The sequence below is a fragment of the Endozoicomonas sp. G2_1 genome, assembly GCF_017744155.1.
Classification (GTDB): domain Bacteria; phylum Pseudomonadota; class Gammaproteobacteria; order Enterobacterales; family Alteromonadaceae; genus JAGHQT01.
This window is the reverse complement of record NZ_JAGHQT010000004.1, coordinates 122,294-139,040: the sequence shown is the minus strand read 5'-3', so window position 1 is coordinate 139,040 and position 16,747 is coordinate 122,294. Positions and strand designations below refer to the sequence as shown.

The window sequence follows — 16,747 nt, the reverse complement described above, 5'->3', positions numbered from 1 at the left end:
GCTAGTAAAAAGCCTTCTGGCTGAGCTTGCTGTTCCCTTTGTCACTCGATTATAAAGAGTTATTTCACTGAGGTGCAAGCAACAAGCAAAAGAGTATTAGTATTCAACCAACAAGAATAAAGTAAATACTCTAATACATCCACTTTTTGTCCGATTAAACTTGTTTCAAATCAATCAAGCAGATTAATAGTAAGTCACTAATCTTCAAAAAGTATAATGCAATAATAATGCCTTGATAGGAAAACTATGGCAAAAAATAAAACTGCTTATGTTTGTACCGATTGTGGTGCTGAATACGCCCGCTGGTTGGGGCAATGTAACGAATGCAAAGCTTGGAATACTATTTCAGAGTTCAGAGCACCAAAAGCCTCCCCTCGCAGTGGTAACTTTTCTGGCTTTGCCGGCCAAACAGAGGCAAAAGTTCAAACCCTAGACAGTATTGATTTAACGGATTTACCGCGCTTTTCATCGGGCTTTAGTGAATTTGATCGCGTGCTTGGCGGTGGTATTGTGCCAGGTAGTGCGATCTTAATTGGCGGTGAACCCGGCGCTGGTAAAAGTACTTTATTACTGCAAACCATGTGCGCCTTGGCCGCCAATATGCCGACGCTTTACGTCACTGGTGAAGAGTCACTGCAACAAGTGGCAATGCGAGCAAAGCGACTTGACTTGGCAACCGATAAACTGAAATTGTTGTCGGAAACGAGTGTTGAAAACATTTGTCATATTGCCGCTAAAGAACAGCCCAAAATCATGGTGGTTGACTCAATCCAAGTGATGCACATGGCCGACATTCAATCGGCACCCGGCAGTGTTTCGCAAGTAAGAGAAGCCGCAGCCTATCTGACCCGCTTTGCTAAACAGCATCACGTTGCCATGATTATTGTCGGCCATGTCACCAAAGACGGTAATTTGGCGGGCCCAAAAGTACTAGAGCACTGTATCGATTGTTCGATCATGCTTGAAGGTTCAACCGACTCGCGATTTAGAACGCTGCGCGGCCACAAAAACCGCTTTGGCGCGGTAAATGAGCTTGGCGTTTTTGCCATGACTGGCAAGGGCTTAAAAGAGGTGACTAACCCTTCTGCTATTTTCCTCAGCCGCAGTGATGAACAAACTCCCGGCAGTATTGTCATGGTGCTTTGGGAAGGCACTCGGCCTTTACTCGTTGAAATCCAAGCACTTGTTGATCATTCTGCGCTTGGCAACCCAAGGCGTATTGCCGTTGGTGCTGAGCAAAACCGTTTAGCGATGTTACTGGCAGTACTGCACCGACACGGCGGTTTGCAAATGAACGACCAAGATGTCTTTGTCAATGTCGTTGGTGGCGTTAAAGTCAGTGAAACCAGTATCGACCTAGCCTTATTACTGGCGTTAGTCTCAAGTTTTCGCGACAGTGCCTTGCCCCATAATCTTGTCGTTTTTGGTGAAGTTGGTTTATCTGGTGAAATCAGGCCCGTGCCCAGCGGTCAAGAACGTATCAACGAGGCTGCGAAACACGGTTTTACTCGTGCTATTGTGCCCTATGGCAACTTGCCCAAACAAAAAATTGACGATATGGAAGTGATTGGCGTCAAGAAAATCAGTGAAGCGCTAGAAGCCATATAAGGTTACAACTTCTTTACTGCTTGAACAGAATAAATTTGCTACCATCGCAACAATCGCTGTCAACATCACCAAATTATACCAATTGAATCAATTAGGTGAGCAATTATGGCGCAGGAAAAATTGTTCAATAACAAGGCATTATTTTTCGTAATTAGTTGTTCTAATTTCAAAAATAATAACGCAGTTAATGACGATTTTAACCAGCTAGAATGATCACATATTTATTGAAATTGGTATTAAACCTGTTGGCGACCATCCTCGCGCTGGATAACAACAGACAAAACACTAACAGGCAGCACGTTATTGGATAAATAAATGAAAAAAATAAAAAGCCTACTACTGCTTAGCATTGGCCTGATCGTTGGCAGTGCACAAGCGGAAAAAATTAGCATTGATCGCATTTTTAGCTCACCAGCACTCAATGGCACAACGCCAAAGTCATTAAAGTTTTCTCCTGACGGTAGCCGTGTTACCTACTTACAAGGCAAAGCATCAGACAAAAACCGATACGATTTATGGGAATACAACCTAGCAAGCAAAGAGCACCGTTTGTTAGTTGATTCGGCGGCCTTATTCAGTGGTACAGAAACCCTATCAGATGAAGAAAAAGCGCGTCGAGAACGCCAACGAGTCTATGGTTTTGGCATTATTGAATATACTTTCGCCAACGACGGCAATGCCCTACTGTTCCCGCTAAATGGCGATATCTACTACTACAACTTAGCGGATAAAAAAGCCAAGCGGCTAACTGAAACAGCTGAGTTTGAAACTGACGCTAGATTTTCACCTAAAGGCAACTATGTTTCGTTTATTCGCGAGCAAAATATTTACGCCATCAATATCGACACCGGCAAAGAGCTACAACTCACCAAAGATGGTGGCGGCATCATCAAAAATGGTATGTCTGAATTTGTCGCACAAGAAGAGATGGGACGAATGACAGGCTACTGGTGGTCACCAGATGAAAAGCAAATTGCTTTTTTAAGAGTCGATGAAAGCCCAGTTCAAGTTGCTATCCGCAATGAAATATACGCGCAAGACATTAAGTTGGTTGAACAGCGCTACCCAGCAACCGGTACTAACAACGTCAATATCCAATTGGCCGTAGTAAAACTGAGTAATAAGCGAACGCGTTTTATTGACACCGGTGAAGAAACCGATATTTATTTACCACGTGTTCAGTGGTTGCCAAACAGTGTCGAAGTATCATATCAATGGCAAAGTCGCGATCAACAAACGCTAAAACTCAAGGTTTACAACACTAAAACCCGTAAACAGCGTACTTTGCTCACGGAAGAGTCGGACCATTGGATCAACTTGCACGATGATCTTTATTTTATCAGTGATAGCAAAAGCTTTGTTTGGGCGTCTGAGCGAGACGGTTACAAGCACTTGTACCACTATGACATTAAAGGCAATTTAATCAATCAACTGACTCAAGGCGAGTGGGTTGTTGACAGTGTTAAAGCAATTGATGAAAAAGCGGGCTGGATATACTTTACTGGCCGCGCAGATACGCCTCTTGAGCGCCATTTATACAAAGTACCGCTTGATGGCAAAGCACCAGATCACGTTGTTCGCATCAGTAAACGCAAAGGCTTTCACTCAGTTACCTTTGCTGGCGACCAGCAGAGCTACATCGACAGCTTCTCCAACATTGAGACCGCACCGCAAGTCAGCCTGCATAACCTAGACGGCAGCATGATGACATGGTTGTCACAAAATGAACTCAATCAAGACCACCCTAGCTTTAATTATCTATCCGATATGGTCAAACCCGAGTTTGGCTCGATTAAAGCCGCCGATGGTAAAACTCAGCTATTCTATAAACTGTTTAAGCCTAAGACTCTTAAGCCAGGTAAAAAGTACCCAGTTATTGTTAAAGTCTACGGCGGCCCTCACGCTCAACGAGTCACTAATAAGTGGCATGGCGTTGATATGTTTCAATACATGGTGCAGCAAGGCTACATTGTTTTTCAGCTCGACAATCGCGGCTCTAACTACCGAGGTACCGATTTTGAATTCGATATCTATCAGCACTTAGGTGAAGTAGAAGTTGCCGACCAAATTGAAGGGGTTAAATTTTTGCGAACCTTGCCATACGTTGACGCTGACCGCATTGGTATTTACGGGCACTCATACGGTGGCTACATGGCGCTAATGACTATGTTCAAAGCCGGAGAGTATTTCAAAGCGGGAGTTTCTGGAGCACCGGTAACCGACTGGCTGTTATATGATACCCACTACACTGAACGCTATCTAAATCATCCACAAGCCAATGCTAAAGGTTATCAAGACAGCAGTGTTTTTCCTTACATCGAAGGTTTAGATGGCCCGTTAATGGTATATCACGGTATGGCAGACGACAACGTATTGTTTACCAATACCACCAAACTGATTAAAGCGCTACAAGATCAAAACAAACGCTTTGAATTAATGACCTACCCGGGTAGCAAGCACAGTATGCGTGGAAAAAAAGTTAAAGTGCATTTGAACAATACTATTATCGACTTTTTCAATCGCCAATTTAATCTAGCGCCAGAATAAGTGCGTCATTAATTACTGGCGTTTTAGAGAACTAAGCGAGTGCAGTCAGAATAACCAAGCTGCTGCACTCGCTGTTTTAATTTCGACCATCAATCATCATGTTAATCATCAGCAACACAGTCAAAATTCCCTTAGACGAAATAGAAATCAGTGCCATCAGAGCACAAGGCGCTGGTGGTCAGAATGTCAATAAAGTCTCGTCAGCTATCCACTTGCGCTTTGATATCAAAAACTCTTCTCTACCTGAGTTTTACCAGCAGCGCTTACTCAACCTCAAAGACAAACGCCTAACTAAAGACGGCGTCATCATTATTAAAGCACAACAATTTCGCACCCAAGAAAAAAATCGAGCTGACGCACTAGAGCGCCTGCAAGCGTTAATTAAAAGCGTGAGTTATGTCGAGAAAGTCAGACGCGCCACTAAACCGAAAAAGTCTGCAGTCAAAAAGCGACTCGAGCAAAAAAACCAACGGGCTCAGACAAAATCTCTGCGCGGAAAAATTCGCGTTTAATGCTATAGATTCACGATAAAACCAATTGTTATTCCCACTGAGCTCAGTTAGGCTAACGCCATTTTCAGGCTTATTTCATTGGCAGCTATGACTTCAATTATTTTACTCGATGGCGGTATGGGCCAGGAGCTTATCAAACGCGCAGGCGTTAAACCGACACCACTTTGGTCAGCACAAGTGATGCACGAGCAACCGCATTTAGTGAGAGATTTGCACCTCGACTTTATCAAAGCAGGCGCTAAAGTAGTTACGCTTAACACATATACGTCGACACCGCGCAGGCTTGCTAGAGACGCAAGTATCAAGATGCTAGCACCACTGCACCAAGCGGCAAAAAAGGCAGCTAAAGATGCCATAGCACAGTCAAAGCAAAGTGATGTTCGCATCGCCGCCTGCCTACCACCACTCTTGGCTAGTTTTACTCCTGAAGCAGCCCTCAATTATCAAGACTCGCTTAGCGACTATCAGCAATTGGTCGAATTACAGAATGACGCTGCTGATCTATTTATTTGCGAAACCATGTCGAGTATCGACGAAGCTAGGGCCGCAATTAACGCAGCAAAACCAACCAATAAACCGATATGGGTGAGTTTTGTTCTCAAAGACGGCGAAGCTAAACTACTCTCAGGTGAAACGCTAGCACAAGCGATAACGGCCATTGCTGAGCTCAATGTAGATGCAGTGCTTATCAATTGCAGTTCCATCGAAACAATTAATCAACACGCCGCCGAACTTATCGCGTGTTTTCCTGTTGTTGGTGCCTATGCTAATGCCTTTGTCGATATTGCACCGCTAAAACCCGGCGGCAGTGTTGACTGCCTGGAAGAGCGACGAGACATCTCTCCTGAAAAATACGCCAAGCACTGTCTAGACTGGGTAGGCCAAGGCTTTCGAATTATTGGTGGTTGTTGTGCAATTGGACCAAAACATATCAATGCTACTTATAATTTATTGAATAAAAACGGCATAAAATGCACACATAAAATTGACCAATAGATAAAAAAATTAACTTTTTTAAAAATATTTATATTTATGTGGAACTTTATCTATTACCGCGACTCTTACTAATCAGTAATTGAATTACTATTCATGTTTCATGTATACCCTATTCAGCACTTAGTTATTCAATAGTTAGGTGCTTTTTTTTGCTTCTAATCTGCTTCAATACCTACTCTTAATCTTGCCATTTCACGTACTCAAGAAAAAAACAAGAAAAGTTGAACTAATCCTGTTTGAAGTGTTCTTACTAGATGAGAGGCTTTGAAACCTTGAGTATTTTCATGTTTTTATTCAGCGCATTTTTACAATGCGCTTTTTTTTGTCTGTTTTTCAATCGAAAATTCTATCGTGCTAAATTTTTTAAACTTTTTTTGAACTTTACCGCTGATCGATACTCTCACTTAATAAGTAATTTACTTCCTAGTGTTTCATGTTTTTACCCATTCGCGCATCTTAACGGTGCGCTTTTTTTTGCCCTAATTTTGTCTATGACTAACAACAACTTAAAAAAGTGACTATTGTCAGTAGTCGACCGAGAAAAAATTTAGATATACTGACTTAACACTAAACAAAAACTATTGAGGTCTACATGAGCGGCACAACTATGGTGGCTATCATTGTTTTCATTTCCGTTGGCTTTAGTGCCATCGCGAGCATGTATTACAAACACCTAGCCTTTAAAGAAAAAATGTTAAAACACCAAAACAGCAAGAATGCCGAAGACGCTAAATTAAGCCAAGAACTTGCCGCGTTAAAAGAGCGCGTCCAAATACTTGAAAAAATTGTCACTGATGAAGGCTATTCAGTGCAAAAAGAAATCAATAATATTTAACCATTGCGACGCTAAGATGAAGTTAATTATGCGCAGCGAGTTCGACAACTTGCGCCTCAACCCCAACCACAGTTATCAAGCCGACAGAAATGGGGATAAACAAATTGTAAAAATTTTTGCCAACGAACACTTAATTGCCAAAAAAGTCACTCATAAAAAATCTGTCCGTTATTTTGGCGTTAGTAATTACAAGGAATATATCTGCGATGTCGATGACCATCGAAGCACATATTGAGAACATTATCGAAGCAATAGGTAACGACTTAAATTGGCGTTATGATGATAAATTTGCAGGTCAGTTGAGTGAATTTGCTCAAAACAGAGGCGAGAATATTGCCCATCGCTTAGTCGAGTTATTCCCGCATCAATGGCACGTAAAAAATATTAAGCAAGCACCGCCAGCACTAAAAAACGCATTATTGGCCCATGCCAAGCTCAACAAAAATCAGCGTATTTATACTATTCCCAATCAAAATGACGACCCCGTTATTGCTGCCTATTGGTGGCCGTGGGGCCATGGCGGGACAATATCACTACGACTAGTCTCGCTTAACTGTGATTATCAAAGTAGTGATATCTTACCTGAGTCGACAGGCATACTGGCAAAACTAACCAATCTGTTTCGTTAAAGAGTGTGATAAGATAAAATATCTTCCAGTAACATAGCTTTAGTAGGGTTAGTTTGAGCATGAATAAAGTATTAGCAGATCAAAAGCTACACTGTCATGAATGCGCTCAAACGGTTACTTTAACGCCACTAGCCCACAAGCAAAAAGCCCACTGCCCGCGCTGTGATTTAAAGCTGACCAGTTACCACCAGTACGCTATTGATATCATTATTGCCTGCGCATTAACCGCATTGATTTTTTTAGCGGCCGCAATCCCATTCAACTTTCTGGGTTTTAACGCCCGAGGCCAAGAACAATCGATGGATTTATTGCTCAGTGTTTCTACCTTAATAGAGCACGACTTTTTCTTACTTGCACTCTTACAATTATTGGCAATTTTTGCCATTCCATTAATTGTTTTATTAGGCTTACTCTATTTATTGTTACCACTAAAATTATTTAACAAGCCGCCTGCAGCAAGCGCCAAAGTGTTCAATGTAGTCAACGCCTTGATCCCGTGGAGCATGGCAGAAATATTCTTAATTGGTACCTTGGTCAGTTTAGTTAAACTAACGGCAATGGCCGATATTCAATTTGGAATATCATTTTATGCTTACGTGCTTTTTGCGCTATTTATGACCATCACCCTGGCCTATGTCGACAATCATCAACTCAAACAAGCGCTTGGCTTAAACACTAAAGCCAAGCCACCGAGCCAGCATAGTATTCAACATACTTGGGCATTGCTGATTACCGCGTTGATTTTGTACATTCCTGCGAGCTTTTTACCGATTATGAACACTCGTCTGCTTGGCCAAGACGATCCCAATACTATTATGGGTGGTGTCGTTACGCTCTGGCAACACGGTGACTACCCAATTGCCATGGTAATATTTATTGCCAGCGTTTTTATTCCTATCGCCAAACTAGCGATTCTCATTTGGCTGAATATCACGGTACAAAAAGGCCACGACACGCTGCACAAAGAACGCATTGTGCTGTATAGAATTACCGAATTTATCGGTCGATGGTCAATGATTGATGTTTTTGTCGTCGCAATTTTAGTAAGCTTAATTCAGCTTGGTAATACCATGAGTATTTACCCCGGCCCCGCTGCACTGGCGTTTTCAGGTGTTGTAATTACTACGATGCTCGCGGCAAACACTTTTGATTCAACACTCATTTGGTCAAATAGCCACAACAAACAACAATAATATTGGTATTTTAATGGACAACTCTGCAGAAAATACATCGACAGCACCAGCGCCTGAACCAGAAGCTAAGATAAAAGCGAGCAAATCGCTGTCGGTAATTTGGCTGGTTCCTTTGATAGCTTTAGCTATTGGTTTGTGGATGGTTTACCAGCAATGGGCGAACCAAGGGCCGCTGATCAACATTACCTTTAATTCCGCCGCTGGCATCGAAATCAAAAAAACCAAATTAAAAACCCGTGAAGTCACCATAGGTGAAGTTACCGCAATTAGTTTGTTGCAAGACTCTGAAGGGGTCAATATTAGCGTTCGCGTCAATAAAGAAGCCCGAAACTTACTCAACCAAGACAGCAAATTTTGGGTTGTTTCACCTAAAGTTACCCACGCCGGTATTTCTGGTCTAAATACCCTACTTTCGGGCGCATATATTGAGATGTCTCCTGGGCAATCGGAACAAGAACAATATAATTTTGAGGGCTTAGACGAACCACCGGTAACACCATACGGTACTCCTGGTTTACATATTACTCTTAACAGCAACGCCGAATTTGCCTATAAGGCAGGTGATCCTATTATCTATAAAGGCCTAACGGTTGGCCGTGTTGAAGATATCTTTTTTAACTTTTACGAACGTGTTGTCTATTACAACGCCTTTATCAAAGATCCTTATCACAAGCTAATTACCGCCAATACGCGCTTTTGGAATGCCAGCGGTGTTAAAGTTGATTTAACTTCTGAAGGTATTAGCCTGCAAACGGGTAACTTGGAAACCTTACTCACGAACGGTATTACCTTTGGTATTCCCGACGGTGAAATTCCCGGTGAAGTCGTTACCGACCGCGCTTACTTCGATATTTACCCCAACTACGAAGACGCCGTCACACCAAACTACAAACACAGTGCCAAGTACGTGATTTTGGTTAGCGATACTGTACGCGGATTAAAAGTCGGTGCACCGGTTGAATACAGAGGCCTTGAAATAGGTGAAGTGTTAGCGATCAATGTTCAAGCAACTGAAACCAGCAGTTTGCTAGAAAACGATTACAAAATACCCGTACTTATTTCTATTGAACCCGGCAAAGTTGGCTTGCCCGATAATCAGCAAGGTCTGGAACAAGTGATGGCACAAAATGAAATTTGGGTCAATCAAGGCCTTCGGGCAAGATTACAAACCGGTAACTTGCTCACTGGTCAACTCTTTGTTGAGTTGCAACACTATCCCGACCTCCCCGAGTTAGCGATGACCCGATTCTTAGAGTATCCGGTGATTCCAACGACATTAGACGATTTTAGCCAACTTACTCAAAAAGCGAGCGACGTGCTCGACAAACTCAATCGCTTGCCAGTTGAAGACTTAATGTCAGAACTCACTGTCATGGCGCAAGACTTTCGCGAAACCGCCGCTGAGTTTAAAGCGGCAAGTGCTGGCATGGATGAACTGTTGATTAATCTCGAAGAAAAGCAAGTACTCGAACAGGTCAATAAAACCATGGCGAGTTTCGAACAACTAGCGCAAAGTTATAGTACCGGCTCACAAGGCCACGACGAACTTATTGATACCATTAGCACCCTCAATCAACGCATGAGCGAGCTACAACCCCTGTTGCTGCAACTTAACCAGCAACCAAGTAGCATTATTTTCAGTGCAGAACCCACTCAGGCCAAAGAGCCGAAAGCTAAATCACAATAGGATGACAATCATGAAATTTATCCCAGCTTGCGCTCGTAACAGCTTGATTAGCATTGCAATGTGTCTTGGATTGGCTGCCTGTAGCTCACAAGCGCCACTATCGGTAAACTACTATATTTTGGATCATGAATTAGCAGCCTATCAACAGGCATCTAGCGTAGCTAAGCACAACGCCGACAAACAGATAGTCCTCAGCCAAGTGCGCCTTGCCAAGTATTTAGAGCAATCTCAACTGACTATTTTACAGACTAACCACCAGCTCTATTACACCAGCCAGCACGTATGGTCTGAGCAACTAAAACACGCCATTGCTCGCGCCTTAGTGAACGATTTTAACACCGCTTCAAACGACTACCATTTAGTATTGAATAATGAGCCCACGAGTCATGACAGCCGATACCAATTGCAGTTACAACTCGATCACTTCGTTGCTACAGACGACTCAGAGGTGATTTTAGCGGGCAAATTTTGGCTAATTGACCATCAAGAGAATAAAAAAGGCGAACTCGTTGCTAGTTCACCTTTTTATTTCAGTAAAGATCTTAGCGAAAACGGCTTTAGTCACTCAGTTAAACAACAAAGGCAACTACTCAAGCAGTTGGCAAATCGCCTTTCCAGCGCACTCACCGAACGCTAATTTCGCTTAATAGCTCAGCGTTAGTTAAAGCTGAGCTGCTCGCAATCGTATTCAATCTCAATGTCTTGGCGCTCAGTAAACTCGCCAGCGAGGATTTTTTGTGCCAGCGGATTTTCAATCTCGTGCTGCACTGCTCGTTTTAACGGCCGTGCGCCAAAGACAGGATCGAAACCAGCCGACGCAATATGAGCCAAGGCCTTATCACTAATGTTAAGCGTTAAGCCACGACTAGCTAGTCGCTGCGCCAAACTGTCAATTTGAATAGCTGCGATCTGCTGAATTTGTTCTGCAATTAAAGGGTGGAAGACAACGGTTTCATCGATGCGATTAATAAATTCAGGTTTGAAATGATTACCCACTTCATTCATCACTTGTGCTTTCATCAAATCGTAGTGCTCATCACCGGCCATTTCTTGAATAATGTGAGAGCCAATATTCGAGGTCATAATGATGACAGTATTTTTGAAATCGATAGTGCGGCCTTGACCGTCAGTAAGACGACCATCATCGAGCACCTGTAATAAAATATTAAAGACATCCGGATGTGCTTTTTCAACTTCATCCAACAACACCACAGAATAAGGTTTACGGCGAACCGCCTCGGTTAAATAACCGCCTTCTTCATAGCCAACGTAACCCGGAGGGGCGCCAACTAAACGAGCGACTGAGTGTTTCTCCATAAATTCCGACATATCGATGCGAATCAAAGCATCTTCGCTGTCGAATAAAAACGATGCCAAGGCCTTGGTCAATTCGGTTTTACCAACCCCTGTTGGCCCTAAAAACATAAACGAGCCGATTGGCTGTTGCGGGTCAGAAAGCCCAGCACGTGAACGTCGAATTGCGTGAGAGACAGCAGTGACGGCTTCTGATTGGCCAATCACCCGTTGATGGAGTTCGTCTTCCATGCGCAATAATTTATCGCGCTCTTGTTCTAGCATTTTCGCGACTGGAATACCTGTGGCACGGCTAAGGACGTCAGCAATTTCAACATCGGTGACTTTATTGCGCAGTAATGTCATCTCTTGCATTTCGGCTTGGGCCGCCAAATCGAGCTGTTTCTCAAGTTCTGGAATACGACCGTATTGCAATTCAGACATCTTGTTTAAATCGCCATTGCGACGGGCTGCATCAAGATCAATACGGGCCTGTTCAAGTTCAGCTTTGATCGTTTGCGTGCCGTGTAAAGCAGCCTTTTCAGTGGTCCAAACTTCATCTAACTCGTCATATTCCGCTTGTAAGCCGACAATGCGATCAGAAATTTTTGCCAACCGCTCGCGCGAGTCAGTATCGTCCTCTTTCTCTAGTGCTTTTTGCTCTAATTTTAACTGGACTATTTTGCGTTCAAGCTTGTCGAGATTTTCGGGCTTAGAGTCCATCTGCAAGCGAATACTTGAAGCCGCTTCATCAATTAAATCAATTGCTTTGTCGGGCAACTGACGATCACTGATATAACGATGTGACATAGTTGCCGCAGCGACAATTGCCGGGTCGGTAATTTCAACGGAGTGATGAAGCTCATAACGCTCTTTTAATCCGCGTAAAATGGCGATGGTATCTTCAACGCTTGGTTCGTCAATCAGGACTTTTTGAAAACGGCGCTCAAGGGCAGCATCTTTTTCAATATACTGGCGATATTCATCGAGCGTGGTTGCACCAACGCAATGTAAATCACCACGTGCCAGTGCCGGTTTAAGCATATTACCCGCATCCATGGCGCCATCGCTTTTGCCCGCGCCCACCATGGTGTGTAATTCGTCAATGAATAAGATAACTTGCCCTTCGAGCTGAGCAAGCTCATTGAGTACTGCTTTTAAGCGCTCTTCAAATTCGCCGCGATACTTAGCACCAGCCACGAGCGCCCCCATATCCAAAGACAGTACTTGCTTGTTCTTTAAGCCTTCCGGCACCTCTTTATCGATAATACGCTGCGCTAAACCCTCAGCAATCGCAGTTTTACCAACGCCGGGGTGACCAATCAAAACTGGGTTGTTTTTAGTGCGACGCTGTAAAACCTGAATCGTGCGCCTAATTTCATCGTCGCGACCAATCACAGGATCAAGTTTGCCCTCCTCCGCCCTTTCGGTGAGATTGACCGTATATTTATCAAGCGCTTGGCGAGTTTCTTCTGCGTTGGCATCATCGACTTTCTGGCCACCGCGAATGTGATTAATGGCATCATTAAGCCGCTGTTTATTGGCGCCGAGAGAGGTCAATATTTTCCCCAAGGCACCTTTGTCTTCCAATGCCGCTAAAACAAATACTTCAGACGAAATAAACTTATCACCTTGCTTTTGTGCGTACTTGTCACAGAGGTTGAGTAAGTTACCAAGCCCAGCCGATAATTGTACTTCTCCACCTGTGCCTTCCACTTGTGCCAAGGTTGAAATGGCTTGGTCGAGCTGCTGACGCAATGAAAAAACATCAACGCCTGCACTTTTCAATAAGGGAATAACAGAACTTGCGTTTTGATTGAGCAAGGCCAACATTAAGTGCACAGGCTCAATAAACTGATGATCTTTACCTAAGGCAAGCGATTGAGCATCGGCGATCGCCGTTTGAAAGGCTTGGGTAAAACGATCTAAACGCATAACTTATCTCCTTCAACTGAAAAAGTGCGACAAACATTAATAATGGTGATAACCACCTGATTCTGATTATGTAACCTGAGTTCAGATTATTAAATAAGGCTTAATTGGGAGTTTTTCAACTAACCATCACAGGCACGTTTGATCCAGCATAAGTTTTCGGCAAAAACGATGCGCTCAGCTCTCTATTAATACCAACCGTTTTAGGTTAATGAGGTAATCATTCAGTAAGGCAAATAACAGTCGCCATGCGGCCGGTGGTTTGTTCTCTGCGATAGGAATAATAAGTGTCTTGCTTGTTAAAGGTACACTCAGCTAACTGGCTGATCGCGGTAACGCCAAGTTGCTGTAATTGAATAGTGGCGATTTGATGTAAATCGGCGAGATATTTGTCGGCGTTGCCTTCAACAGCTTTAAACGCCACGGCAAATTGCTGACTATGGCTGAGAAATTTTTGCATCACTTCACTGCCTACTTCAAACGCTTGTGAACCAATACAAGGTCCCAACCAGGCAATAATATTGGTTGGAGCTTGTTTAAAGCAGTCAATGGCATTAGTTAAAATCTGGCTTTCCAATGAACGCCAGCCACCGTGTACAGCAGCAATTTCATCGCCATCGGTAGTGGTTAATAAAATGGGCAAACAATCAGCCGTCATGACTGCCAAGGCAATATTGGCTTGACTGGTGTATGCGCCATCAGCAGTGTATGGCAGCTCGCTGTAGGAATCACTATCAATAATTTGAACATGATTGCCGTGAACCTGATCTAGCCACTGAATTTTATTGCAGCCCGATGACTGTCTAGACAAAAAGCTAACAAGTTGATGGCGATTTTCAAGTACTTGCTCACGGCTATCGCCAACGTGAAGGCCAAGATTAAAGCCTTGATAGCCTTTGAGTTCTGGTGATTGGCAAACTTCAATGGCGCTGTCGTCGATATCAGCTGGTATCGGCAACCGAGTCGTATTGAACGCCACTACCGGCTTAATCGGCAATACTGGCCAGTCAACCGACTTTAACGCAGGAGTTGCATTTGACAGCTTTACTGTTTCAATTTTATCGGTATGGCTTTTGTTCAATGTGATATCTCTAACCTCGTCAAGTAAGAAAAACGAAATCGTTATTTAGTACTTTCTAATACTCGTCAACAGCATTTAATTCATTGTCTTGCTGAAGCAAACTCACCAGCTGTTTAAAGTCTTCTGGAATGTCGGCTTGCCAACTCATCAACTCGCCCGATACTGGGTGATAAAGCCCTAACATCGCCGCGTGTAAAGCTTGTCGTTTAAATTGACGCAAAAATCCAAGTAACTCTGGTGTCGCATTTTTAGGTGGGCGCGGACGACCGCCGTAAACTGGATCGCCAACTAACGGGTGAGTGATATGTGCCATGTGAACGCGAATTTGGTGAGTACGGCCTGTTTCTAAGCGCAAACGCAAACGAGTGTGCAAACGGTATTTTTCCATCACTCGATAATGAGTAACCGATGGTCTTCCAGAAAAAGTCACCGCCATATGGGTGCGTTTGTTTGGGTGACGCCCGATCGGTTCATCGACCGTACCACCAGCCGTCATAATGCCGTTAGCGACCGCTTCGTATTCACGGGTGATTTCACGTCGTTGCAAGGCATCGACTAAGTTAGTTTGCGCGGCAATAGTTTTAGCCACCACCATTAAGCCGGTAGTGTCTTTATCAAGGCGATGAACAATACCAGCACGCGGCAGCAACTCCAACGAAGGACAATGATTGAGTAAGGCATTTAATACTGTACCATCTGGGTTACCAGCACCGGGGTGAACCACGAGATCGGCAGGCTTATTGATCACCAAAATATCGTCGTCTTCATGGACGATGTTAAGTGCGATATCCTGCGCTTGATAAGTGACTTGTGTTTCAATTTCGGCATCAATTTTAATCGTTTCCCCACCAAACATTTTGTCTCTTGGTTTGGTTTTTACTTCACCGTCAACACTGACTTTGCCAGCTAAAATCCAATCTTTTAGCTTAGATCGCGAATAATCTGGAAACATTTCCGCTAAAGTTTGGTCAAAGCGTTTGCCTAAGCAAGAAGCGGGAACTAAATCTGTGTGTTGAATAATCTCAGCCATTAATCTCTCGTGAATTAGCACTGTGCAATAACAGTTTACTAGGTTAGAATGCCGTAAACCGTTATTTTACCCCTTTTATCAGGGGCTTTCATAATTATTTTATTTTAGTTCAAGGCTGATGTTTTTGAACCTAGCTAAAAGTAGTGATTTAAACTCTATGGAAAAACTATCTATTAAAGTCTTTTTGTTAACGCTAGTGATGTTGTTAACGGCTTGTTCATCATCTGATGAAACCGAAGTTGATAAGGTACCAGACAAGTCTGCGCAAGCATTATTTGTTGATGCCCGTGAAGCGCTAGATAACGGTTTGTATCAAAAGGCGATTCAAATTTTATCGGCGATTGACTCTCGATTCCCATTCGGCCCAATTTCACACCAAGTTCAACTAGATCTTATTTTTGCTTACTACAAAAGCGGTGACTCGGCTGAAGGTATTGCGCTTGCAGACCGATTTTTGCGTTTAAACCCAGACCACCCAAATATTGATTACGTTTATTACATGAAAGCGTTAATCAATTTAACCACTGAAGAGAACTTGTTCCAAGATTTAGCCGGTATCGACCGTTCAGACCGCGACCCAACGGCGTCACGCGAAGCCTTTAAAGACTTGAAGAAAATCTTAACCGACCACCCTGACAGTAAATATGCGGCAGATGCTCGCAAGCGTTTAGTTGCGATTAAATCACGCCTTGCTAAATACGAAATTGCCGTTGCCAAATTCTACCTCAAACGCGAAGCATGGGCATCAGCAGCTAACAGAGGCCGTTATGTTGTTGAATACTTTTCACCAAGTGACGAAGTTGAGCAAGCGCTAGAAATCATGGTTGAGAGTTATGACCAACTTGGTTTGGAAGACTTAAAGCGCAACGCTAAGCAAGTGCTTGCCGCCAACTACCCAGACAACCCTTTAATTCAATAGGTTCTGGCCTAAACAAATAAAAACAGCAGCCAATGGCTGCTGTTTTTATTTGCCTTATTTAAACTCAAGCGTTCAGGGATAAACACTAAATTGCCGCTTCGTCTTCTTCACCGGTGCGAATACGGATAACTCGCTCAACATCAGTAACAAAAATCTTACCATCGCCAATTTTACCGGTTTGCGCGGTTTCAACAATAACATCTACACAGCGCTCAACATCACTGCTAGCAACGACAATCTCCAATTTCACTTTTGGTAAAAAGTCGACCATGTACTCAGCTCCGCGATATAACTCGGTATGCCCCTTTTGACGGCCAAATCCTTTCACTTCTGAAACTGTCATGCCGGTGACACCAATTTCACTGAGTGCTTCGCGAACATCGTCCATTTTGAACGGTTTAATAATTGCTTCGATTTTCTTCATTACTGCCTACTTAACCCCGATAATATTTGTACTTAAGGATATAAAAATAACACTGAAAATT

Annotated in this window: 15 protein-coding genes; 11 read left to right on the top strand and 4 right to left on the bottom strand. The window is 43.3% G+C overall.

Annotated features, from left to right (window positions below):
* Positions 1-246 precede the first annotated feature (246 nt).
* From radA to J7384_RS07305, 10 genes are all read left to right on the top strand, one after another.
* Positions 247-1,608 carry a DNA repair protein RadA gene (gene radA / locus J7384_RS07350; protein WP_209112580.1) on the top strand — a complete coding sequence of 454 codons (1,362 nt, stop codon included), beginning with the start codon at positions 247-249 and terminating at the stop codon, positions 1,606-1,608.
* Between the two features lie 315 nt (positions 1,609-1,923).
* Complete coding sequence (locus tag J7384_RS07345) at positions 1,924-4,155, top strand: S9 family peptidase (RefSeq protein ID WP_209112578.1); 2,232 nt, start codon at positions 1,924-1,926, stop codon at positions 4,153-4,155.
* A 98-nt stretch (positions 4,156-4,253) separates the two neighbouring features.
* Complete coding sequence (gene arfB, locus J7384_RS07340; RefSeq protein ID WP_209112576.1) at positions 4,254-4,667, top strand: alternative ribosome rescue aminoacyl-tRNA hydrolase ArfB; 414 nt, start codon at positions 4,254-4,256, stop codon at positions 4,665-4,667.
* An 87-nt stretch (positions 4,668-4,754) separates the two neighbouring features.
* The gene (locus tag J7384_RS07335) at positions 4,755-5,663 is read left to right on the top strand and encodes a homocysteine S-methyltransferase family protein (RefSeq protein WP_209112574.1); all 909 of its coding nucleotides are present in this window, start codon (positions 4,755-4,757) and stop codon (positions 5,661-5,663) included.
* A 592-nt stretch (positions 5,664-6,255) separates the two neighbouring features.
* The gene (locus J7384_RS07330) at positions 6,256-6,498 is read left to right on the top strand and encodes a hypothetical protein (protein WP_209112573.1); all 243 of its coding nucleotides are present in this window, start codon (positions 6,256-6,258) and stop codon (positions 6,496-6,498) included.
* A 16-nt stretch (positions 6,499-6,514) separates the two neighbouring features.
* On the top strand, positions 6,515-6,733 hold the full coding sequence (locus J7384_RS07325; RefSeq protein WP_209112570.1) for a hypothetical protein: 219 nt from the start codon (positions 6,515-6,517) through the stop codon (positions 6,731-6,733).
* Entirely contained in the window at positions 6,705-7,127 is a 423-nt protein-coding gene (locus tag J7384_RS07320) for a hypothetical protein (RefSeq protein WP_209112569.1), read from the top strand. Before J7384_RS07325 ends, J7384_RS07320 begins: the two co-directional genes overlap by 29 nt.
* Before the next feature lie 59 nt (positions 7,128-7,186).
* Positions 7,187-8,320, top strand: a complete 1,134-nt coding sequence (locus tag J7384_RS07315) for a paraquat-inducible protein A (protein ID WP_209112567.1) — start codon at positions 7,187-7,189, stop codon at positions 8,318-8,320.
* 13 nt (positions 8,321-8,333) lie between these two features.
* Entirely contained in the window at positions 8,334-10,007 is a 1,674-nt protein-coding gene (gene pqiB, locus J7384_RS07310) for an intermembrane transport protein PqiB (RefSeq protein WP_209112565.1), read from the top strand.
* 10 nt (positions 10,008-10,017) lie between these two features.
* Positions 10,018-10,644 carry an ABC-type transport auxiliary lipoprotein family protein gene (locus J7384_RS07305; RefSeq protein WP_209112563.1) on the top strand — a complete coding sequence of 209 codons (627 nt, stop codon included), beginning with the start codon at positions 10,018-10,020 and terminating at the stop codon, positions 10,642-10,644.
* A 20-nt stretch (positions 10,645-10,664) separates the two neighbouring features.
* Here the strand turns inward: J7384_RS07305 and clpB are convergent, their stop codons facing one another.
* From clpB to rluD, 3 genes are all read right to left on the bottom strand, one after another.
* The gene (gene clpB, locus J7384_RS07300; RefSeq protein WP_209112561.1) at positions 10,665-13,235 is read right to left on the bottom strand and encodes an ATP-dependent chaperone ClpB; all 2,571 of its coding nucleotides are present in this window, start codon (positions 13,233-13,235) and stop codon (positions 10,665-10,667) included.
* Positions 13,236-13,452: 217 nt separating this feature from the next.
* On the bottom strand, positions 13,453-14,313 hold the full coding sequence (gene pgeF / locus J7384_RS07295) for a peptidoglycan editing factor PgeF (protein WP_209112559.1): 861 nt from the start codon (positions 14,311-14,313) through the stop codon (positions 13,453-13,455).
* 55 nt (positions 14,314-14,368) lie between these two features.
* Positions 14,369-15,343 carry a 23S rRNA pseudouridine(1911/1915/1917) synthase RluD gene (gene rluD / locus J7384_RS07290; protein ID WP_209112557.1) on the bottom strand — a complete coding sequence of 325 codons (975 nt, stop codon included), beginning with the start codon at positions 15,341-15,343 and terminating at the stop codon, positions 14,369-14,371.
* A 157-nt stretch (positions 15,344-15,500) separates the two neighbouring features.
* Between rluD and J7384_RS07285 the strand changes: the two genes are divergently transcribed.
* Positions 15,501-16,262, top strand: a complete 762-nt coding sequence (locus tag J7384_RS07285) for an outer membrane protein assembly factor BamD (protein WP_209112555.1) — start codon at positions 15,501-15,503, stop codon at positions 16,260-16,262.
* Positions 16,263-16,347: 85 nt separating this feature from the next.
* On the opposite strand, the gene glnB is transcribed toward J7384_RS07285, so the two are convergent.
* Entirely contained in the window at positions 16,348-16,686 is a 339-nt protein-coding gene (glnB, locus tag J7384_RS07280; protein ID WP_209112554.1) for a nitrogen regulatory protein P-II, read from the bottom strand.
* Positions 16,687-16,747: the final 61 nt, after the last annotated feature.

What these genes read in the sequence shown, in the direction of transcription:
- clpB (WP_209112561.1), bottom strand. Translation starts at nt 13,235, where the DNA reads ATGCGTTTAGATCGTTTTACCCAAGCCTTTCAAACGGCGATCGCCGAT.
- pqiB (WP_209112565.1), top strand. Translation starts at nt 8,334, where the DNA reads ATGGACAACTCTGCAGAAAATACATCGACAGCACCAGCGCCTGAACCA.
- arfB (WP_209112576.1), top strand. Translation starts at nt 4,254, where the DNA reads ATGTTAATCATCAGCAACACAGTCAAAATTCCCTTAGACGAAATAGAA.
- J7384_RS07335 (WP_209112574.1), top strand. Translation starts at nt 4,755, where the DNA reads ATGACTTCAATTATTTTACTCGATGGCGGTATGGGCCAGGAGCTTATC.
- J7384_RS07325 (WP_209112570.1), top strand. Translation starts at nt 6,515, where the DNA reads ATGAAGTTAATTATGCGCAGCGAGTTCGACAACTTGCGCCTCAACCCC.
- J7384_RS07320 (WP_209112569.1), top strand. Translation starts at nt 6,705, where the DNA reads ATGTCGATGACCATCGAAGCACATATTGAGAACATTATCGAAGCAATA.
- J7384_RS07330 (WP_209112573.1), top strand. Translation starts at nt 6,256, where the DNA reads ATGAGCGGCACAACTATGGTGGCTATCATTGTTTTCATTTCCGTTGGC.
- J7384_RS07345 (WP_209112578.1), top strand. Translation starts at nt 1,924, where the DNA reads ATGAAAAAAATAAAAAGCCTACTACTGCTTAGCATTGGCCTGATCGTT.
- radA (WP_209112580.1), top strand. Translation starts at nt 247, where the DNA reads ATGGCAAAAAATAAAACTGCTTATGTTTGTACCGATTGTGGTGCTGAA.
- glnB (WP_209112554.1), bottom strand. Translation starts at nt 16,686, where the DNA reads ATGAAGAAAATCGAAGCAATTATTAAACCGTTCAAAATGGACGATGTT.
- J7384_RS07305 (WP_209112563.1), top strand. Translation starts at nt 10,018, where the DNA reads ATGAAATTTATCCCAGCTTGCGCTCGTAACAGCTTGATTAGCATTGCA.
- J7384_RS07285 (WP_209112555.1), top strand. Translation starts at nt 15,501, where the DNA reads ATGGAAAAACTATCTATTAAAGTCTTTTTGTTAACGCTAGTGATGTTG.
- rluD (WP_209112557.1), bottom strand. Translation starts at nt 15,343, where the DNA reads ATGGCTGAGATTATTCAACACACAGATTTAGTTCCCGCTTCTTGCTTA.
- J7384_RS07315 (WP_209112567.1), top strand. Translation starts at nt 7,187, where the DNA reads ATGAATAAAGTATTAGCAGATCAAAAGCTACACTGTCATGAATGCGCT.